Source organism: Paenibacillus montaniterrae (assembly GCF_018403185.1).
GTDB lineage: Bacteria > Bacillota > Bacilli > Paenibacillales > Paenibacillaceae > Pristimantibacillus > Pristimantibacillus montaniterrae.
The window spans coordinates 959,620-980,286 of the sequence record NZ_BOSE01000001.1; the positions used below are offsets into that span (position 1 = coordinate 959,620).

The following is a 20,667-nucleotide window of genomic DNA, read 5'->3' on the forward strand; positions in this document are numbered from 1 at the left end:
TAGTCGACGGCGAATATGGCACGCTACCGAAGAGATTATGCTTCCGAAGTATGTTTCCTACGGAAACATTGTAGGTGCTCACGTAGCAATCGCCTACGCTGTGCTCCTTGCCTTCTAGTATCGTGCCATCTTCTTGGTCCTGCACTCAAAAGCACCAGCGAAGGAGCAAAGCATCCGAAAAACGAAGTGGCCGCCTTTAACATCGTAATGCAACCTTAAAAAATTCAAATAAGAAAGCATTACGATTTAAAAAGCGGTTGGAGGTGCTTTGCTCCGCAGCGCTGATAAAGCTCAACTTCTTTGATGACGCTGCAGAGCAGCGTAGCATACTCAAAACAAAAAAAGCACCAGCGGAGGAGCAAAGCATCCGAAAAACGAAGTGGGCCGCCTTTAACATCGTAATGCAACCTTAAAAATTCAAATAAGATAGCATTACGATTTAAAAAGCGGCTGGAGGGTGGTTTGATCCGCAGCGCTGCACTTACGAGCGAAAAACTACGCTCTCGCTCATTAATTGCTCATTAACTGCTTATATTTCGCTGCATATTTACATACGGTTTGCACAACTGTTGCATGCGACCACGTTAGCGGTGCTACCGATAACGGACTGCCGTCGAATGGGTTTAGTTGCTCTGGCAATAATCCGCTGGATAAGGCATGTCTTGTTACCCACTCCAATGTTTTCTTCGGACTTTCCAGCTCACTAAGCGACTTGGCCGATTCGATTTCAAAATTTGCTACCCACAGCGTGCATATGATCCAGGGGTTTCCCGGAATCCGTTCTATATCGCCGGTTTGCTGGAAATAGTAATCATTTTTATAACGGGCAATCCCGCCGATTTCGGTCTTGACCTGCAAGCCATGCTTAATTGACAGCATTGTCTTCTGCACCCGCTCATCCTCGACGGGCAGAACGCCAAAGTCCAGTACGCCAAACATGCTGCTTTCCAGCGTCATATCCTTGACCCAGACATTGTCCTTTTGAATAAGGCCCCGTGCAAAGCGTCCCGCTTCCTCATCCCACAAATGCTCAAGCATCCCGTTTTTAATGCGCTCTGCTGTGCTGCGGTAATGATCGCTGCGCTCATAGTCGCCGAACAAATCGGTAAAATAAGCCGCTGCCATTAGACCGCCATAAACGCTTGCTGCGGTATACGTCCAAATCCCGTAACGCTCTTCCCATAAGTCATAGCTTGGCTTTGGCAAATTCAGCTCTGGCTCGATAAAGCTGCTAAGGAAGTTTGCAGCTTTGCGAATGAGCTTGGAGTATAAGCCCTGCGGCAGCTCGATTACTTGATGGCGTGAATAGTCCTGCCATAGCGCAAACAGAACGAGCGCTGTCTCATCCTCTTGAATCGGCAATCGGCGGCTGCCCTGTACAATATACGGATGCCAGCTTGAGCCAACCGTCCCGTCAGGGTTGTATTTATGAAACAAATAGCCTTCACTGGAAATTGCATTGGCGCAGAACTGAAAAAATGGAGCGATCATGCTCTGATACCCCGCCAGCGACATCGCGTCCGCGACAAGCGCGCCATCACGCGGCCACATATAGCTGTAGTGATCGCGATTATATTGTAAAATATCCGTATCATTGGCTGCAAGAATGGCGCCGCGCTCATCCGTTTGCGTTCGAACAAGCAGCAGGCTTAGCTTAAACAGCTTGCGAACCTCGGGTGTTAAGTCGCCTAGATCGGATTCGGCGCGCTGCAGCCAGTGGTTCCAGTAAATTACAACTCTGCTGAGCAAGCGCTCGGGATGATGCTCGCGCACATATTGATCAAGCCGCTTCACTTCCTCAAGATTTTCTCCGATTGACATCCAGTAGTAAATTGTCTTGCTATTTTGCCCTGCAACGGTTGTGCCAAAGCTTAACGTACTGTCTACCGAGCCTTGTGCGATGCTGTTGCCCATCAATGTACCGTCCTCAGCATCACGCCACGTGCCTTCCGCGGTATTGAACCGCTTGACCCCGGTTGAATATTGCTTGATCCCGCCTTCATCGGAAAAGCCGTTAAACATAAAGTAATTGGAGCGCTTGTAGTGGAAAATCGTATGATTGTCCGGATAATAGACCGCTGTGTCGCCAACCTCGGTTCCTTCAATCATTAAATCCTGATGAAAGAAAAGCCTTACTTCACGTGCGTCGTCACGGAGATTACGAATTGTAACCTGCTTTAAGAAAATGCATTCGCGCTGATGAATACCATCATTAATCTGGAGCTGGATGCCTAGGCGCTCGTGACTGGCAAATACGTTCGTAACAAGCGAGTCCTCCAAATAATCGAGCTTGAACTTCCATTCAGGATGATCCAGCCAGGAAAATTCGCCCTGCACCCATATCCCGACACGACAATAGTGTCCACCTACATGATTCAATTGACCAACATACGGATAATAAATATCGCGAATAAAGCCATGTTGATCAAGGTTGATGAGCAGCTTACCGTTTCCTACAACTAAATGACGAGCCATGAAGATTCCCCTCTCCTATTTCCTTAAGGCGTGTCTGATACCCGTTCAGATACGCCCTAGTTTTTGATATAGTGCCTTATACTGCTTGGCTGAGCTGCGCCAGCTATAGTCATCACGCGAGCCATTATCTACAATGCGCTGCCAAGTCTCCTGCGCTTGATAGAAATGCAGGGCGCGTTTTACAGTAAACAAATAGTCATGGGCATTATAATTTGCAAAAGTAAAGCCATTTCCTTCATATGCAGCTTCGTTGTATGGCGTGACAGTATCTTTAAGTCCGCCTGTTTCGCGAACAATCGGCACAGTGCGATAGCGCAATGAAATTAGCTGACTCAAGCCGCATGGCTCAAACCGCGATGGCATCGCAAACATATCAGCACCGGCATAAATACGGCTGGCCATGCGATCACTGTACCCCAGCCAAAAGCGAAATTTGTCCGGATGGCGAAGCGAAGCCTCATAAAAATAACGCTCGTATTTTTCATCGCCAGAACCGAGCACAATCATCTGCACCTGCTCCTGCAGCAGCTCATCGAGCGTTGCAATAACGAGATCAAGCCCTTTTTGCTCGACCAGCCTCGACACCAGCCCAATCAAAGGAATGCGCTCATCAAGCGGCAGCGACATTTCCTCCTGCAGATCCAGCTTGTTTTTACGCTTGCGAGGCAAGGAATTACGATAAGGCATCTTAATATGCGGGTCCTTCATCGGATCATAGTGCTCGGTATCAATGCCATTAATAATGCCGAACAAATCCTCGCGCCGATAGCTCAGCAAGGAGTCCATTCGCTCGCCGTAGTAGGGTGTCTGAATTTCCAGCGCATAGGTTGGACTAACCGTTGTAAGCTTGTCCGCAAATTGTACGCCGGCTTTCATACAGCTCGCATCGCCGTAAAACTCCAGCCCTTCAGCGGTAAAGCATTCATCGCCTGCGCCGAGCAACTCCTTCATTTGCTCAATTCCATAAATCCCCTGGTACATTAAATTATGAATCGTAAAGATGCTGCCGGTGCCGCGCCAATAATCGTGATCCGCAAAGCGCTGCTTCAACAGAAAAGGAATGAGCCCCGTCTGCCAATCATTGCAGTGCACAAGCTCAAACCCTTCCTCCTCATAGAAATATGCCGCGGCAAGAACGGCTACGCTGAAAAATACAAAACGCTCAGCATCGTCGCCATAGCCGTAGAGCCCGCCGCGCTTGAAGTAATACTCGTTGTCAATGAGGTAATAGGTTACGCCATTCAGCGTTCCCTTCCATAAGCCAACGTATTGACTTCGCCAGCCAAAGGCTACCTCAAACTCTGCAATACGGGTGAAATCTTGCAGCATTTCCTGCTTGATCAGACCATACTTGGGCATAACAACAGCCGTATGGACGCCAAGCTCCTCCAGCGCTTTCGGAAGTGCCCCCGCCACATCGGCGAGGCCGCCAGTTTTGGCAACAGGTACAGCCTCAGAAGTAGCAAACAGAACATTCATCCTCTCTACCTCCTATCATTTTTCTATATATTTGAGCTGGCGGCTCGCCTGAGCAAGCTCGCCAGTCAGCAACTGCGATCAAATCACCTTGCGCTTGCCTGCCAAATAAGGGCCAGAGCTGACGCCTTTTACTTCGCGATTTTCCTCGATTACAACATCCTTGTCGAAAATGCTGCATTTCACGATGCTGTTTGGCAGTATGACGCCATTTTGCATAATGATGCTATCCTCGACGACAGCTCCCTTGTGGACATGCACGCCGCGGAACAGAATGCTGTTGCGTACCGTTCCTTCAATCAAGCAGCCATTGGCTATAATCGAACGAGAAACGATTGCATCAGGCGAATAACGGGCAGGGGGACCATCCTTTACCTTTGTAAAAATAGGGCCTGGCTCATAAAACAGCTTGCGCCAAACGTCTGAATCGAGCAGCTTCATGCTGTTGCCGTAGTAGCTGTTGATCGTATTGACCACAGCCAGAAAGCCATCATGCACATAGCCGTACACGTTTAGCTGCTCGAGCTTGGAAAAAATCGCATGGCGCACAAGATGATCCTGCCCTTTTGCCAAGGACGTTTCCACCAAATCCATTAGTAAATCCTTTTTCATCAAATACATTTCCATATTGGAGTAATCGCTCAGCATTCGTCCATATGAATCCTGGATTTCCACAATACGCCCGCTGCCATCCATTCGCACCTTGCGAGCTTTGCCGAGCACAGGCTCTGTGCTTTGGTGGCAGACGACCGTAATGTCGGCTTCCTTCTCCAGGTGGAAGTCGAGCACCTTGCGGAAATCAATGTTGCATACCATATGGCTGCGCGTAATGAGCACATACTCGGGCTTGGAGCGCAAAAAGTAATCGCGATTTTGATAGAAATGGAACAGATCGCCGCGGCTTAGCTCCTGCACATCGTCAGTGATGGGCGGCAATATAAATAATCCGCTTTGGCGATGCTGCAAATCCCAGCTTTTCCCGCTTCCTATATGGTCCATCAGGGAACGGTATTTTTTATGGACAAATATGCCAACCTCTTGAATACCCGAGTTGACCATATTGGACAGCGTAAAATCAATAATCCGGTAGCGTGAGCCGAATGGAACGGTAGCGGTACAGCGTCCATGCGTTAATTTGTCCAGCTCATCTGTTTCATGAATAAGATTAATGACGCCCATAATTTTCTGTTTATTCATTACTCCACCCCCATTAATTGATCCTGCGCATAAACATGCTTGCCAACCGGGATTACCGTTATTTCCGTGCTGTCTGGCTTGCCAATTGTTGCTCCGTCCTCAATGATTGCGCCGTCTCCGATAATTGCCCGATAAATGCTCACATTGCTGCCGATTTTAACCTTCGGCATAATAACTGACTCGTGCACAATCGAGCCTGCTCCCGTTTCCACGCCATAAAACAAAACGGAGCGCTTAACCTCGCCTTCAATAAAGCAGCCTTCGGAAATTAAGCTGGACGCAACCTTGGCATGCTCTGCTACAAATTGAGCTGGCTGATTCGGATTGACGGAATAAATTCTCCACTCCGGATCGCCAAGATCAAGTGAAGGGCTAAGCTCCAGCAAATCCATATTCGCTTCCCACAGGCTGTCAATCGTCCCGACATCCTTCCAGTAGCCGTTGAAAATATAGCAGCTTAGCAGCAAATTATCGTTCATCATCGCCGGAATGAGATCCTTGCCAAAATCGTTGCTCGACGCCGGATTAGCTTCATCAGCAATCAAATACTGCTTGAGCAGCTGCCAGTTGAAAATATATACGCCCATTGATGCCAAATTGCTGCTTGGAATGACCGGCTTCTCCTCAAAGCCGGTAATCCGCTGCTGCTCATCAATATGCATAAGGCCGAAGCGGCTCGCATCCTTCCAGTCAACCTCGAAGCCGGCAATCGTCACAGCTGCGCCAGTTTCCTTGTGATGCTGCAGCATCAATTCATAGTCCATCTTGTAAATGTGGTCGCCAGAAATGACAAGCACATACTCCGGTTCATAGCGTTCGATGTAAGGGATATTTTGATAGATCGCATTCGCAGTGCCTTTATACCATACGCCGCCTTCCTTCTGCATATAGGGCGGCAAAATCGTCATTCCCCCATCTCGGCGATCAAGCCCCCAAGGCGTACCGATTCCTAGATAGCGATTCAGCTCAAGCGGCTGGTATTGCGTCAAGACGCCTACCGTGTCAATGCCTGAGTGAACACAATTGCTTAGCGTAAAATCTATAATTCTATACTTTCCTCCAAAATAGACAGCCGGCTTCGCCAAATCCTTGGTCAGCACACCGAGCCGCTTGCCCTCTCCACCTGCGAGCAGCATTGCAATCATCTCTTTACGAGCCATCAACATCATCCCCTCTTGGTTCAATGTCCTTCGCTGTGAAGGAAAAAAGCATAAAGGTAAAGGGAGGAAGCTCAAGCGAGATACTGAAAGCCTGTCCATGCATCGGTATCTCTTCACTATGAATCTCCCTGGTTACAGCCGTTGCTGTCCCGCCATGCTCAACTTCATTACTATGCATTAGCAAGGAATAAATACCATATTCTGGAGCTCCAATCCGATAATGGGAGTAATCATTTCCTGAAAAATTAACAATTGCAAGCAGCAGTCCTGATTTGCTTCTGCGGATAAAGGAAATTTGTGATTGCTCGCTATTGTTGACGTCAATCCATTGAAAGCAAGCAGGATCAAAGTCGTTTTCCCACAAAATCGGCTGATTGCGATACATATGATTTAATTTTTTGACGTACTGATGCATGCTTTGATGGGAATCGTACTGCAGCACATCCCAGTCCAGCATATCCTGGTCCTTCCATTCGTCGAACTGGCCCCATTCACCGCCCATAAAGAGCAGCTTTTTGCCAGGATGTGCAATCCAGTAGCCATAAAACATGCGAAGCTGGGCAAATTTCTGCTCGTAGCTGCCCCACATTTTATTAAGCAAGGAGCGCTTGCCATGCACGACCTCATCATGCGATAAAGGGAGAACAAAATTTTCTGAAAATGCATACCAAATTGAAAATGTAAGTAAGTGATGTTGTTGTGTGCGGTCTGCTGGAGACAATGCCATATAGCGCAGCATATCGTTCATCCAGCCCATATTCCATTTGTAGTTAAAGCCTAGGCCACCCATATAAGTCGGCTTCGTAACCGATGCGTAGGAGGAGGAATCCTCAGCCAGCATCAAGAGGTTGGGGTAATAATGAAAAACTGTTTCATTTAAAGCTTTGAGGAAGGCAATTGCGTGCAAATTGATATGCCCGCCATCTGCATTTAAAGTGTGCAGCTCTGGCGGCTTATCCATGTGAAGATCGATTATCGTTGCGACTGCATCAACGCGCAATCCATCAAAGTGAAACTGCTCAAGCCAGTAAATCGCATTGGAAATTAGAAAGCTGCGCACCTCGCTTCGCGCATAGTCGAAGCTTAGCGTGCCCCACAATGGCAGCTCGGCTCGCTTCCAATCCGCGCCTTCATACAGCGGACTGCCGTCAAAGCGCCTCAAGCCGTGTTCATCCTTGCAGAAATGTCCGGGCACCCAGTCGAGAATGACGCCAATTCCTTGCATATGGCATTCATTGATCAGCTGCTTAAGCTGCTCTGGCGAGCCGTAGCGGCTTGTCGGGCTATAAAAGCCTGTTACCTGATAGCCCCATGACTGATCAAGCGGATGCTCCATAAGCGGTAAAAATTCAATATGAGTATAGCCCCATTCCACAACATAAGGAACGAGCATATTTGCCAGCTCGGCATACGTATAGTAGTCTTCCTTGCCTTTTATTTTCCAGGAACCTGCGTGAGCTTCATAAATGAGCAGCGGTCGCTCATAGGAGGGAATTTTTTGCCGGGACGAGTACCATGCTGCATCGCTCCACTCGAATTCGGGCAAGCCGTACACGATGGAGGCGGTATTCGGTCGTCGTTCACTATAGAATGCGTAAGGATCGCTTTTCAGGAGGACCTCATCCTCACTGGATACAATACGGTACTTATAAAGTGCTCCTTGCTCAAGCCCTTCAATGAACCCGACGAAAATACCGGTTTCGCCCGCTCGCTCCAGCGAAGCCCCAGCGCTGTTCCAGCCGTTAAAGTCGCCCACTACCGAAACTGCTTGTGCAGTCGGAGCCCATACTGCAAAGCGAACGCCTTGCTTGCCTCTCCATTTCAACGGATGAGCGCCCATAAATCGGTAGCTGTGATGTGATGAACCACAATTAAAGAGGAAAAGGTCTTGCAGCTTAATGCCCCAATACGATTTTTTCATCACTTCACCTCCAGGATGCGGATCTGATACATGAAGTATACTATGTACGTTTGCGTGGATACATGAAGGTATGTACATTAATTTTGCATTCTACTTCTTATTTAAGAGGAAATTAGTGCAAGCAGCAAGCCTTTGCAGAGACAAGCCTGTAAAAGCAAATCTGCTTCCCAGCACCTGTCTCTGTATCGTCACAGGCTATTACGGCAAAAATGGACTTGGCTTGCCTACCAGCAGCAAATGCAGCTCATGCATCGCTCTTGTGCAAGCCGTATAAAACAGCTTTCTTTCGCTTTCCAAATGGTAATTGTCGTCACTCGCATCGTAAATGATAACTGCGTCAAATTCTACCCCTTTGGCCAAATAAGCCGGAATGACCATAATGCCTTGCTCAAAGGTAACCGTCTCCTGCGTAATAAGGCGCAGCGTTTTCCAGCGTTCAATAAAGCGAGCGTATACCGCCTTGCTTTCCTTCGCTGTCTTGCAAATAATCGCGATTGACGTATACCCTTCGCGCAGCCAGCTGTGCAAAATTTCATCCACATGCTGATCATACTCTGCCTCAGAGGCTAAAGCTGTTACAACCGGCTGTTTGCCGTGACGGTTGAACGGAATAATTTGATCGCCGCCTTCAATCATTTTCGCGGTGAATTCGACAATCTCCTTTGTGGAACGATAGCTGCGCAGCAATGTAATGCGCTCAGTCTCATTCTTATCATATACATTCTCGAAAGGATTGAAATTTTCCTGCAAGCTGGCATGAACAAAAATCGATTGATTAATATCGCCCACAATCGTCATGCGGCTGCGTGGAAAAATTCGTTTTAAGTAATGAAGCTGGAATGGAGAATAATCCTGCCCCTCGTCAATAAATACATATTTGACTGTCGTATTCGTATGGAAGCCCTCTAGCCGTTCCTTCAAATATAAATACGGAGTAGCGTCCTCATACGGCATAACCTTATTCATAATAGCCTGAAGCGTTAATTCTGAAATTTGCTGCCAGTGCTCACTGCTTTCCGGCGCTTGCTCCTGCTGGAACATCGCGATATAAATCGCTGTCGTATCGACATATTTCAGCAGCTTCACCTGACGACGCAGCTTTTTAAATTGATCCTGCACGATGCGGGCAGCCAAATAATTGCGCTCAGCTTCGTAATCATTAAAGGAATTGTCATGGAACTGATTTTTTTGCTTCAATTGCTGAAACGCCTCAACAAATTGCTCTGTGCCAAGCAGCTCCAGCTCCTCATCAACCCAGCTTTCCTTTTGCTCCTCCTTGCTTAAGACTGTCAGCTCTTTAAGCAGCTTGCCTGTAAGCTCCTGCAGGCGCAGCGGAATATTAAGAGAAGGGTCCAGCTCATAAAACATCTCAGCAATCCGCTTTTTCGAAATGAGTACCTTGCCGCGGAATACAATATTTTTAAATTGCATGCCCTCATGCGCCAGTTTTTCCACATAGCGGTCGATCACATCCATGAACTGCGCTGTGCCCTTCAGCTTAATGCTCGCTAATTTGGCGGCATATTGTGGATCATCATAGGAGGTCAGGCAATATTCCATCTGCTGAAATTGATCCTCAAGCTGGAAGGCCTTTCCTAAGCGATGCTCCAAATATTCGCCGTAGGTTGTTTGCTGCATATTTTGCTCGCCAAGCTCTGGCAGTACGGTCGATACATAGCTGTTGAACATCGGGTTAGGTGAAAACAGCACGATTTGCTCAGCGGTAAGCGACTCTCTGAAGCGATAGAGCAAATAGGCTACTCGCTGCAGCGCGGCTGATGTTTTCCCGCTGCCTGCCGCCCCCTGCACAACGAGCAGCTTCGCCTGCTCATTGCGAATAATCGCATTTTGCTCCTGCTGAATTGTCGCGACGATGCTTTTCATCTGCGCATCCGAGTGCTTGCCGAGCACCTCCTGCAATATTTCATCGCCAATTGTTACACCTGTATCGAACATGCTCAGCAGCTTGCCATAGCGAATAATATATTGGCGTTTTAACGTCATTTCGCCTGTTATTGTGCCATTGGGCGTTTTATAGGCGATTGGGCCAGGGCCGTAATCATAATAGACGCTGGAAATCGGTGCACGCCAGTCATAGACCAGGTAGTTTTCATTAGTATCATCGAGCAGTGATCCGACGCCGAGATAAATCGTCTCGGCCTGTCCCCCTTCCTCTGCCACATCAATTCTGCCGAAGTAAGGCGACATCTCCAGCTTCTGCAGCAGCTTGACCTCGTTATGCAGCACACGGTGGCTGCGCTCACGCTCCGACAGCAGCTCTGCTTGCTGCTTCATGCTCGCATACGTTTCAGCCGTTTCTGCGGCATCCTCAAAATTGACCGTCACATCATCCCAAAAGTTACGCTTGATATCGACAATCTCCGATTTTATATCTCCCGTTTCATCCGTAAGCCGTCCCAAGCGCTCGCGAATCAGCTCGGTTACGGCCTGCACGCGCCGTTCCTCTTGTGCATAATCATCTTCGATATTCGACATAAGTACCTCCTTCTGTGATATACCCTAGCGCATCTATTATCATGCTTCCCTGTTCCTGCTTGAATATGAACGAAATCGACTCTACATCTGACGCAAACAAAGCGCCCTCTCGCGGATGGTTTTGCTCAATTAAGGAAATCGGTATAACATATGTTTGCAGTAAAGGCTCAACCGACACATCATATTTGCCCTTTTTAATGTTTTGCTCCAGCCATTCCAGCTTCGTAAAATCATGAGCAGCTGGCTGCAAAATATGAAAATAAGGCTCCAGATCTATCGTCTCAGTTCCCCACTGCGTCGCTTTCAGCTGCAGCATAAGCTGCAGACCTGTATACGGCTCTTCCTCCGCTTGCTCAGCTTCCTGATCAGACGACTGCCCAGCTTCCTGATCGAGCTCGCGCTCGGCTGGCTCAGACTCGCGTTCAGCTTGTGCTCCCAGCTCTTGCGTCTGCTCATTAGTCGCTGCATCTTCCTGTTGCGCCTGATCTTGATCCGCTTCTTCCTCCTCCAACACTAACCGCTCAGCTCGCGCTAGCGACACGACGAGCGCTCCAATTTGCCGATCTTGACTACGCTGCTGCGGCTTAACAGGAAACTGCAGCGTGCTGTTCGCCTGCTCCCAGGAAGCATACAATACGCGATTTTGCTTGTCCCCGCCACTGCGGCCTTTCAGGTCAATGCTCTTCACGATCATTCCATCAGCTGCTGTAACCTGTTCCTCCGCCTGCTGCGGCTTTTCAAAATCGAACCACATTTTAGTGCTTGAGCTCGAGTAACGGCTTACATAGCCGGTCAGCGGCAAATATTCGCCGATTGTTCTAAAATCCTGAAACACCGCTTCGTAGCGCGCTTCTCCTGTAAAGCTTGCTTGCAGAAAGCTGTGAATAAACAGCTTGGCAGCGAGCCGCTGATCGTCACCGCTCATTAAATCAGCCGTATTTAAAGCAAGCGCACCGGGAAACTGCTCATCATATTTGCCCCATACCGTATTAAACTGACCATGGTTCGCATGATAAAGCTCGACCGTCGCTTTAAAATGACCGCTTCGTGTAAAATTAGTCCGCTCATACTGCCGCTCGCCAAACGATTCCGTCAAATCCGAATCCATCGTGCCGTGCAGCGTTAAATAATTGACATTGCTCAAATAAGCCTGCTTGCTGTCTACTCGGTAGTCAGTCGGAGCTATCGCGATAACCGCCTTGATGTCGATTTCATCGAGAATCGTTGTGACCGGCTCGTTGGCAATCCACTTTCGCGCATCGACAGCCATCGCCGCTGCCTGCCCGCCGCGCGAATGCCCGATTAGCGCTACATTGTCCCAATCTGCATGCAGCAGCTCCTGCTGCTCCTCGTACAGCTTGGCGATATGGGCCAGCATTAGCCACGAACGCAGCAGCTGATCATCATCAACAATGCCTGACCATACGGAATAATTTAAAAAGTTGGCATCGATTGAGCTGACGATCATCCCATGCGACGCTAGCAGCTCTCCCAAGTAATGATAGCCATCCGAAGAATCCGCTTCACTTAAGTGATTGCCATGCATAATGAATACAATTGGAAACGGGCCTTCGCCCTGCGGCACCCATAGCTGGCCTTTAATCGCAATCTCCTGCTCGGTAAAACCCCAGAACTGCTCCTTCGTCCATGACCAATCCTTCAGCAGCGTCGACCCGTCGGTGGGCGTCGTATAAATCGTTGAGTCATCGCCATCCTCGAGCCATTTTTCATCCGAGCTGTACATGTAATGCTGGAATGAATAGCTTCCCTGCTCCGACAAATTAGAGGCTAACGTTTGCAGCTTTAGCCCATTTTCACTCGCAGGAGCTGCATCTTCTGACGCATGGTCTGCCGTATCAGCGTCTGCATCATATGCGCTGTCTGCCCGATCCTCCGCTTGGTCCGTTCCATCAGCTGTATCCTGCAGCAATAACGCCGAGTACTGCGCCAAATACGATTGCTGCTGCACATTGTTCCAATAGGCTTTGCCGATTAAGCCGCATGCTACAAGCAGCAATAATGAGGCTAGCGTCAATACAATCGAACGCGGAGACTTTCTTTTGAAAGCATGCAAATATGCGACGAATAAGGCAAGGATAATTAGTATAGCCAAAATGATTGCAGTCATCAAGCCCGTTGCCTTCCAGCCCCAATTGCTTTTTTGCAAAATAATGCAGCTTTGTATCGTTACAGCAGCAATTCCTGTCAGCCAGCCCGCAACATGGCGCATATAAAAAAATGAAAGTAAAATGACGAAAACCGCATATACAACAGCAATTGCCAGCATATAGCCAAAGCCAAAAATAATATAGTCAAACCATAAGCCGATTCCCGTTGGCATCCCTGGAATCGTCAATGCCATCTCTACACAAAGGCCAGCAAAGAAAATCGCTATTGCAGCTTGATTTACTTTGCCCGGCAGTGAAATGGCAATATTAAAGCGTTGCTTCACCCATTCAAACAGCCTTTGCTTGCGCGTCAAACCTGGCGCTATGGATTGATCAAGTTCATTTAGCGCTGCTTGATCGTTAGCCAATACCTGTCATTCTCCCTATCCAATTGGATCGGAACCTCAAAAAATGAGCTCATCTGCGGCGCAGTCAGCACCTCTTCGGTTCGACCCTGCGCAAATACCTCTCCATTTTTAAGCAATAAGCTATGGGTAAAGCAAGGCAAAATTTCTTCCACATGATGCGTCACATAAATGAGTGCCGGACAGTCCTCCTGCTCCGACAATGCAGTGATTCGCTCCAGCAAATGCTCTCTTGCAATAAGATCAAGCCCTGTGCATGGCTCGTCCAGAATAAGCAGCTTCGGCTTGTTCATTAATGCTCTGCCGATTAAAACACGCTGTTTTTCACCCTGCGACAGCGTTTGGTAAATGCGATCGGCCAGTCTTTCACAGCCTAGCGTTTCTAATATCGCATAAGCCTGCTCGCGCTCCTGCTCACTTGGAGTATCATAAATTCCAATCGAAGATTCGCGCCCGCTAAGCACAATATTTAACGCTGAATCTGTGCCGTACAGCTTTTGCTGCAGTGAAGTGCTGACCCAGCCGATTTCTTTGCGCAGCTCACGCAAATCATAAGTGCCGAACTGATGACCGAGCACGGAAATACTGCCTCTTGTTGGCCATTGATAGCCATTAACCATATTTAAAAGCGAGGTTTTGCCTGAACCATTCAGGCCTAGCAAGCACCAATGCTGCCCTTTCTCCACCTGCCAGCTTATATCATTTAATATTGTACGGTCGTCTCTTTCCCAAATAATATGCTGTAAGTCAATGATCATGATTCATCCTCCGTTTATAGCCATGTCTAACTTCTTCATTTTAACACGATCGTGCTGCTCGCCACTACTTTTGTGCAATGATTAAATAAATGAAGGGCTATGCAAGCCCTGATCATCAATCTGACTGTTCTGCATAGCCCTGACTATTCGTTTAAGTTGCTTCTTATTAAGCTTGCTGCATTTATTTTGTAATGGTTATGCTGCCTGCGGAAGCATCATAGCTCACTTGCCCGCCAAGCTTGTCATTAACGAAACGCAGCGGTACAAAGGTGTTGCCCTGCACCGTAACGGGCGCTACGTCCAACTCGCTTTTGACGCCATTTACTGTAACCGTCCGGCTGCCTTCTGTTAATACGATCTTCGATGCACCTGTAATCGTAATCGATTTGTTGGCGCTATTCCATTTTACATCGGCTCCCAGCTCATTGCTTATAAAGCGAAGCGGCACCAAGGTGCGTCCTTGCTTCGTAAACGGAGCAACAGCCAGCTCGATTTTACCGTTCGCTGTATAAACGTATTTTTCGTTGATGTGCATCATAAGCTGCCCTTTTTCCAGCGGCTTAATATCGGCGCCAATTTTTAAGGTTGACTGCTTGCTTGATGCAACGCGTCCTTTGGAGTCATAAACGGTGACTGTAAGCTTATGATTGCCGATTGCATAGTTGCCGGCATCTACGGTGAACTGATACGGGTACTGTGTTTTTTCAGCTACCTGCTTGCCATCAATAGCGAATACTACCTTGCTAATGTAGGGATCATATGTTTTCACCCAGGCAATGATTTTCGATTGCTTGCCGCGCACAGCTTGATCAGCGAGCGCTACAACACTTTGCTTGGCAGCCGCCCTGCCCGCAGAAAGCTGCGGTACGCTGCTCAAGTAATAAGGGTCTTTAATCATCGCCTTGTAGGCATTCAGCACGGAGCTGTTTTCTGTTAAGCTGAAGTTGTTCAAGCTCCGTTCTGCGCTGTGCGAATCCGTTAACGTATTAAGACTGAACCAGTTAATTCCTTTTAACCTTGGATACTTTAATTTGGCCCCATGATACATCATATTCATTTTCGTAATCGCAAAGTTGACCGTTGATGTATTGCCTGCCTTGCTGAAATGCGTTGCCCCGTACTCGCTGACCATGATCGGCTTTTTGTCGGCATATGCCTCATAAACATAATCCAGCGAGTCCAGCGGATTGACCTGATCTGCCGGGCTTTTTACATCGCCATTAAAATATTTGACGCTGTAGATGCTAAGCCCTACCCAATCGACGTATTCATCTCCCGGATAATAATCATGTATATTTCGCTTCGGATTTGCCGCCGGCGACCACACCATCGCGACATTAGGCGCTTCTTCCTTCATTACCTTTGCCACCAGACGGAATTTTTCAATATAAAGCTTCGGATCGCCATGCCAGGTTACCCAGCTTCCGTTCATCTCGGACGCGAAGCGAAGAAAGATCGGCACTCCTGCAGCTTGAGCATCGCGGGCAAATTTGCGAAGCGTTGCATCATCCTTTACCTCAGACAAGCCGCCTTCCGGCTGAACTGCAAGATGGATCGCGCCGCCTGCAGCTTTAACCTGAGAAGCCCAAACATTGGGGAAGCTTGCTCCATAGCGATGATAGTTAAAATATACCGCGTGCTGCTTGCCGGTCAACTCATTGAATGCGGCAAATTTTTCTCCTTTTTTGTTCTCGACGCCACTGTCCTTTTCTACAAATGCGCCGATATACATCCCGTTAGCAGGCTCGAACTTGCCAAGTGTGCTTGTATTTTGCTGAATTGGCGTTTGATCCTCGATATAAAGCTCAATTTCAGTGTTGAGCGCATCGGCCATCGCCAGTACAGCAAAATAAGTATTCATGTCCCCACTCTTCAAGCCAAGCTCATAATGGATTTTGGCCTCTGCATAGTAGGTGTCTGCAGCGCGTTGAAATTGTCCATCCTTCTCATAGGCTTCGGCCAGCTTGCGCAAATAGCTGGCGTTGCTTGTTTGCTTGACTGCTTCCTGCAGCTGAACAATCGCTTGCTTATACTTTCCTTGCTTCATAAGCTCGACCCCATTGGTGTAATGCTTCCAATGATGAGTAGTCGCAGCCTGTACGGTCAGGCCAGGCATTAATGCGATGACCAGAAACATAATGAGTGCCACCTTGAATGTTTTTGACTGTAAGCTATTCATCGTATCATCCTTTCATGGAGACATTATAGTATAAATTTGCCATGCTGAATAGACAAAATAAAATCCCGTCCTCCATTGCTGAAAGACGGGATTTTATCGCTATAATCTGTAAAAATATTCAATAATGGACATTACAATCGCCACCACCGATAGTGTGGCTGAAACCCATGCAATGGCACGCGTTCCCTGGTTGTATGCATAGCCCGACAAAATTAATCCTGACAAGCCAGTCCAAAATGGCCAAACAAACAAGGCGAAAATCGAGACGACAAGTGCCAGCATGCCGGCATACCAGCTTACTGCTGCCCGCCTTCCCTCTTGATTTTCAGCGAAATCGGTCAAGCGATTGCTTTGATTGGCATGCAGCTCTTCATAGGTAAGATCTGCACCCATTTCCGTATTAACGCCGCCATGCTCTAGTGGAGGCAGCGGCTCATGCTGCAGCACTGCTGCATCATCACGAGGAAGCTGCTTGTGTCTCATGACAGGCGTTTGCCTGTACTTCTTATTGCCTCGCGAAAAACGGTTGCCTTTGCCCATTGTCTATTCCTCCTTGGGAATAAAGGTTAGGCAGCAGGTTTCTGCAGATTTTTTAGCAACATCTTTGTGCTGTTGATCAAGGTCAGACGAAAATTCCGAATTATAATGCTTATTGGCATGCGCATCAATTTCAATTAAAATTTTTGCTGCTGCGCATTGGTTGTTTTCTGCCCAGTATTGACAGTTCGACACAGTACAAGCTACGCCTTCTGGCATAAAAAATCACCTCCATCAACAGTTTCCCCTGATGACGAGGTGATCTATTCCGTTATTTTTTTCCCATCATGCGACGCTGCGTCATATAGTCGCTTTCATAATATGACAGCTCATCACGAAGCTCTTCATAGTACTTCGTTATGTTCATAATGATGTTTCTCGCCTCGCGCTTCGGCTTGTAACGGAAGCGGATCGCATCTTGTCCAGTATAAGCGTAACGTCCATCTTCAGAGTAGCATTCATTCTTCGGATAGAAAAATGCATTGACACAATTATGATAAACTTCATAAAGTGCGCGTTCAGCAAAATCAATATCAAAATTAGGTCGTCTTAATAATACGCCGAGCTTTTCATAAGAAACCTCAGAGAAAACAAGCAAATGACGAAGGTCAGACAAAAAGCCTTTGTAAAATTGCTCCTCTTCTTCCTTTTTCTCCTCACTAACAAGCTGTTCCAAAGATTGCGCGTTCAAAAATTGCTCCAAAATGTCAATCGCTTCTTTTAGCTTTTCACGTGTAGATTCACTTAGCGACTTCACATTAGTCGATGGCATGTTGGTAGATCCCCTTTCATTTTCCAAACCAAAAACTATTCATTTCTATCGTAACATAAATAATTGCAAAACGGTACTGTTTCGCCCTGCAAACTGTATATTTTGGATGGTTTTACGAAACAGTAATTGTAGCTAATGCTAACGAAATTGTTTAGGAGAAAACAACAGCTTTTAGGAGTGATGATGGAATATGAGAAAAAAATGGCTCATCCCAATTGTAGCTGCAGCAGCTATCTTTTTAGTGCTGCAATTGTATCAATCCAACAACAAACAGGATCAAACTCCTGAAATCGCCAAGCTTCCTCAAACCTCCATTCATGATCAGCTAAGCGCAAATTTGGAGGAAGAGCAAAAGCTAAGCATTTTGCAAAAGGATATGAGCAATAGCGAGCTGCTCGTGCTTGGTGAAATTGAAACAGATTTAGAAAAACTGGCTTCCTACAATGATGCCAAGCAAGCAAATGATTTTATTAAACAGCTTCAAGCGGAGCATCCCCATTATGTGTATATGAAATGGGAGCATGACAAAGCGAAAATTCAGCGCGGTTCGTTCCCCAGCTCCAAAACAGAGGATTCAAAGCTCTATATGAAGGAAGCAGAAAAGCATTATGTGCCGGGTGACCGCTACAGCTCAGAGCTGTATTATGGCGATGATAATCACAGATATCGCATTCTGAGTCATGTTTTCGATGATGTCAAGGTGACAGCTGTCGTAAAGGCTTCAATTATTTCGCAAGTCGAGCAGCATCAGCGTAAAAATTTGCGATTAATACCTTATCCAAGCGAAGGAACAATGAATATTGAATCGGTCAAGCCAAATTCAACCGTCGATACGACTGTCCAAACGGGTGAAGACAACGGCAATGCCAGCCATTACTATGAAAATGAAGTCGTTGTCCAATTCAGCGAGAAGCTGAACGATAGTCAAATGAAGCAGCTTAAAAAGCAAATTGACTGCACTAGTGTAAAGAAAATGGACAGCACGTATATTTTTATTTCCGGCTCGCTTTCTACAGAGGAATTGATCGCTTATTTCCGCAAAAACTGGCCAATCTCCTTTATTGAGCCCCATTACATCTATTTAACTAATGAGGAAGCAGCAGCAGAGATCATTCCTAATGATTCTTTATATTTGCGATATCAATGGAATATGAAAAATATTCAAGCTGAAACAGGCTGGAATATAAGCAAGGGCAGTGAGGATGTTATTATTGCCATTCTCGATTCAGGCGTGCAATTAAATCATCCAGACTTGCAAAATCGTCTCATGACAGGCTTTAACGTCAATGACAGCTCTAACAATGCCAGTGATGATCTTGGCCACGGCACGCATGTAGCCGGCATTATCGGCGCTTCTGTCAATAACTATGAGGGTGTCGCTGGACTTTCCTGGTTTAACTCCTTGCTGCCGGTTAAAGTTTTGAACAGCTCTGGCGCAGGTTCAACCTACAGTGTAGCGCAAGGCATTATTTGGGCGACTGATAATGGCGCTAAAGTTATTAATATGAGTCTGGGCAACTATGCTTCTGCTGACTTTTTGCATGAAGCGATTAAATACGCCTATGATCGAGATGTTGTGCTGATCGCAGCTACTGGCAATGACAATACCAATCGCCCTGGCTACCCGGCTGCGTACCCGGAAGTATTTGCAGTTGGAGCAACGACCAGCAGCCAGCAACGCGCTTCGTTCTCTAATTACGGCGACTACGTTGACGTAGTAGCGCCTGGCGACTCGATAGCAAGCACCTATATCGGCGGGCAGTATGCGGCATTGTCAGGCACCTCTATGGCCTCTCCGCATGTCGCTGCTTTGGCAGGCTTGATCCGCTCGGTTAATCCAACATTGACGAATGAGCAGGTAATGGACATTATGCGTCAAACGGCAACAGATCTTGGCGACCCTGGCTACGATCAATATTTTGGCTATGGGGAAATCAATGTACAGAAAGCATTGGCTACAGCAGCAAGCTATGCAGGCACGCTGCAAACCTACCCGCAAACTGTAAAAAACAAGCTGGACCAGTTAGTAAAGCAGCAGCAGTAAAGCAAAGCGATATATAGCTTTTGCGGCATTAAAAAGGGCTTATTCAGATTATTAGTGACAACTGACGATCTGAATAAGCCCTCTTCTTCTTTGTACGGTTGCTCCTTAGTGAATATCGTGCTTCTTAAAGTTACCGCCTTTTACCTCTGCCGCTTCGTATACCGCAATAAATGCATCAGGATCAATTTCACGTATAATCTCTTTCATTTTCCGTTCTTCCAAACGGTTGATGACGCAAGTAATTTCTTTGAAAAACTCGTTCGTATAGCCGCCTTGCACGGTGTTGTACGTCGCACCGCGGCCAAGTCGGTCACGAATCGCTTCCACCATCACTTCAGGATGCTTCGTAATAATTTTGAACGTTTTAGCTCCGCTCAAGCCTTCCTCAACGATATGTATCACTTTTGAAGCGATAAAGTAGGCGATCCCTGATAGAATAGCGCCTTTCAAGCCGAATACGCTTGAAACGACGATAAAGACAAAAATGTTCAGGAATAAGATCAGGTCGCTTGTACCGAACGGCAGCTTGCGTGAAAGCAGCACGGCCAACATATCAATTCCGTCCAGCGCGCCTCCGTTGCGCAGAGCAAGACCCATTCCAAACCCGATTATAATACCTCCAACTACTGTAACCAGCAGCGTATCGCCTTCAACAATCGGCTTCATATGATGCATGAAAAATGTGCTGATCGCCAGGGAAGCAATGCCCAGCACGGAATAAATGGCAAAGCTTTTTCCGATTTGCTTATATCCTAAATATACGAACGGTATATTGAGAATCGGGATTAATAGCCCTAATGGCAGTCCAAATAGCTGTGAGCCTACGATGCTTAGCCCCGTCACGCCACCGTCAGAAACGTTGTTTGGAATTAATACAGCTTCAAGTCCATAGGCCGTAATAAATGCGCCTGCAATAACGAGAAGTCCTTGTAAAATTATCGACCATACTTCCGGTTTCTTATGCTCTGTCTTCATATAAAACCTCATTTCATAAATTTGTTTTGCCTAAAATCATACATGATTTAACATAAAAAAAATTTTAGACATCTGTTTGTCAAAAGTCAATTCCAATTTTCAGGAATAAAAAAAGAGCCCACGTTAGCGCATCTAGTAGAAGCG

14 protein-coding genes are annotated in these 20,667 nt (G+C 47.0%); 1 reads left to right on the forward strand and 13 read right to left on the reverse strand.

Features of this window, described 5'->3' with window-relative positions; translation table 11 throughout:
* Nucleotides 1–510: 510 nt before the first annotated feature.
* From KJS52_RS04635 to KJS52_RS04690, 12 genes are all read right to left on the reverse strand, one after another.
* Nucleotides 511–2,475, reverse strand: a complete 1,965-nt coding sequence (locus KJS52_RS04635) for a glycoside hydrolase family 15 protein (RefSeq protein WP_213513512.1) — start codon at nt 2,473–2,475, stop codon at nt 511–513.
* Nucleotides 2,476–2,520: 45 nt separating this feature from the next.
* Complete coding sequence (gene glgA / locus KJS52_RS04640) at nt 2,521–3,954, reverse strand: glycogen synthase GlgA (RefSeq protein ID WP_213513513.1); 1,434 nt, start codon at nt 3,952–3,954, stop codon at nt 2,521–2,523.
* Between the two features lie 78 nt (nt 3,955–4,032).
* Nucleotides 4,033–5,148, reverse strand: a complete 1,116-nt coding sequence (gene glgD, locus KJS52_RS04645) for a glucose-1-phosphate adenylyltransferase subunit GlgD (protein WP_213513514.1) — start codon at nt 5,146–5,148, stop codon at nt 4,033–4,035.
* The gene (locus KJS52_RS04650; protein ID WP_213513515.1) at nt 5,148–6,308 is read right to left on the reverse strand and encodes a glucose-1-phosphate adenylyltransferase; all 1,161 of its coding nucleotides are present in this window, start codon (nt 6,306–6,308) and stop codon (nt 5,148–5,150) included. Before KJS52_RS04650 ends, glgD begins: the two co-directional genes overlap by 1 nt.
* Nucleotides 6,298–8,229 (reverse strand): 1,4-alpha-glucan branching protein GlgB, encoded by a 1,932-nt coding sequence (gene glgB / locus KJS52_RS04655; RefSeq protein WP_213513516.1) that lies wholly within the window; start codon nt 8,227–8,229, stop codon nt 6,298–6,300. The genes KJS52_RS04650 and glgB overlap by 11 nt, the downstream gene beginning before the upstream one ends.
* A 198-nt stretch (nt 8,230–8,427) precedes the next feature.
* Complete coding sequence (helD, locus tag KJS52_RS04660) at nt 8,428–10,725, reverse strand: RNA polymerase recycling motor HelD (RefSeq protein WP_213513517.1); 2,298 nt, start codon at nt 10,723–10,725, stop codon at nt 8,428–8,430.
* Nucleotides 10,706–13,261, reverse strand: a complete 2,556-nt coding sequence (locus KJS52_RS04665; protein ID WP_213513518.1) for an alpha/beta hydrolase — start codon at nt 13,259–13,261, stop codon at nt 10,706–10,708. The genes helD and KJS52_RS04665 overlap by 20 nt, the downstream gene beginning before the upstream one ends.
* Nucleotides 13,237–14,016 carry an ABC transporter ATP-binding protein gene (locus KJS52_RS04670; protein ID WP_213513519.1) on the reverse strand — a complete coding sequence of 260 codons (780 nt, stop codon included), beginning with the start codon at nt 14,014–14,016 and terminating at the stop codon, nt 13,237–13,239. Before KJS52_RS04670 ends, KJS52_RS04665 begins: the two co-directional genes overlap by 25 nt.
* Before the next feature lie 181 nt (nt 14,017–14,197).
* A complete protein-coding gene (locus KJS52_RS04675; RefSeq protein WP_213513520.1) occupies nt 14,198–16,195 on the reverse strand; it encodes a stalk domain-containing protein in 1,998 nt (665 codons plus the stop codon).
* Between the two features lie 99 nt (nt 16,196–16,294).
* Nucleotides 16,295–16,735: a hypothetical protein gene (locus KJS52_RS04680; RefSeq protein ID WP_213513521.1), complete on the reverse strand. Its 441-nt coding sequence runs from the start codon at nt 16,733–16,735 to the stop codon at nt 16,295–16,297.
* 3 nt (nt 16,736–16,738) lie between these two features.
* Entirely contained in the window at nt 16,739–16,951 is a 213-nt protein-coding gene (locus KJS52_RS04685) for a DUF1540 domain-containing protein (RefSeq protein WP_213513522.1), read from the reverse strand.
* 52 nt (nt 16,952–17,003) lie between these two features.
* Nucleotides 17,004–17,504 carry a DUF3907 family protein gene (locus KJS52_RS04690; RefSeq protein ID WP_213513523.1) on the reverse strand — a complete coding sequence of 167 codons (501 nt, stop codon included), beginning with the start codon at nt 17,502–17,504 and terminating at the stop codon, nt 17,004–17,006.
* Nucleotides 17,505–17,694: 190 nt separating this feature from the next.
* Between KJS52_RS04690 and KJS52_RS04695 the strand changes: the two genes are divergently transcribed.
* Nucleotides 17,695–19,548: a S8 family peptidase gene (locus tag KJS52_RS04695; RefSeq protein ID WP_213513524.1), complete on the forward strand. Its 1,854-nt coding sequence runs from the start codon at nt 17,695–17,697 to the stop codon at nt 19,546–19,548.
* Nucleotides 19,549–19,653: 105 nt separating this feature from the next.
* On the opposite strand, the gene KJS52_RS04700 is transcribed toward KJS52_RS04695, so the two are convergent.
* Nucleotides 19,654–20,523 (reverse strand): YitT family protein, encoded by an 870-nt coding sequence (locus KJS52_RS04700; protein WP_213513525.1) that lies wholly within the window; start codon nt 20,521–20,523, stop codon nt 19,654–19,656.
* Nucleotides 20,524–20,667 lie beyond the last annotated feature (144 nt).

Excerpts from the sequence above, each read along its gene's own strand:
- glgB (WP_213513516.1), bottom strand. The coding sequence starts at position 8,229 with ATGAAAAAATCGTATTGGGGCATTAAGCTGCAAGACCTTTTCCTCTTT.
- KJS52_RS04685 (WP_213513522.1), bottom strand. The coding sequence starts at position 16,951 with ATGCCAGAAGGCGTAGCTTGTACTGTGTCGAACTGTCAATACTGGGCA.
- KJS52_RS04690 (WP_213513523.1), bottom strand. The coding sequence starts at position 17,504 with ATGCCATCGACTAATGTGAAGTCGCTAAGTGAATCTACACGTGAAAAG.
- helD (WP_213513517.1), bottom strand. The coding sequence starts at position 10,725 with ATGTCGAATATCGAAGATGATTATGCACAAGAGGAACGGCGCGTGCAG.
- KJS52_RS04695 (WP_213513524.1), top strand. The coding sequence starts at position 17,695 with ATGAGAAAAAAATGGCTCATCCCAATTGTAGCTGCAGCAGCTATCTTT.
- KJS52_RS04700 (WP_213513525.1), bottom strand. The coding sequence starts at position 20,523 with ATGAAGACAGAGCATAAGAAACCGGAAGTATGGTCGATAATTTTACAA.
- glgA (WP_213513513.1), bottom strand. The coding sequence starts at position 3,954 with ATGAATGTTCTGTTTGCTACTTCTGAGGCTGTACCTGTTGCCAAAACT.
- glgD (WP_213513514.1), bottom strand. The coding sequence starts at position 5,148 with ATGAATAAACAGAAAATTATGGGCGTCATTAATCTTATTCATGAAACA.
- KJS52_RS04680 (WP_213513521.1), bottom strand. The coding sequence starts at position 16,735 with ATGGGCAAAGGCAACCGTTTTTCGCGAGGCAATAAGAAGTACAGGCAA.
- KJS52_RS04650 (WP_213513515.1), bottom strand. The coding sequence starts at position 6,308 with ATGGCTCGTAAAGAGATGATTGCAATGCTGCTCGCAGGTGGAGAGGGC.
- KJS52_RS04670 (WP_213513519.1), bottom strand. The coding sequence starts at position 14,016 with ATGATCATTGACTTACAGCATATTATTTGGGAAAGAGACGACCGTACA.
- KJS52_RS04635 (WP_213513512.1), bottom strand. The coding sequence starts at position 2,475 with ATGGCTCGTCATTTAGTTGTAGGAAACGGTAAGCTGCTCATCAACCTT.
- KJS52_RS04675 (WP_213513520.1), bottom strand. The coding sequence starts at position 16,195 with ATGAATAGCTTACAGTCAAAAACATTCAAGGTGGCACTCATTATGTTT.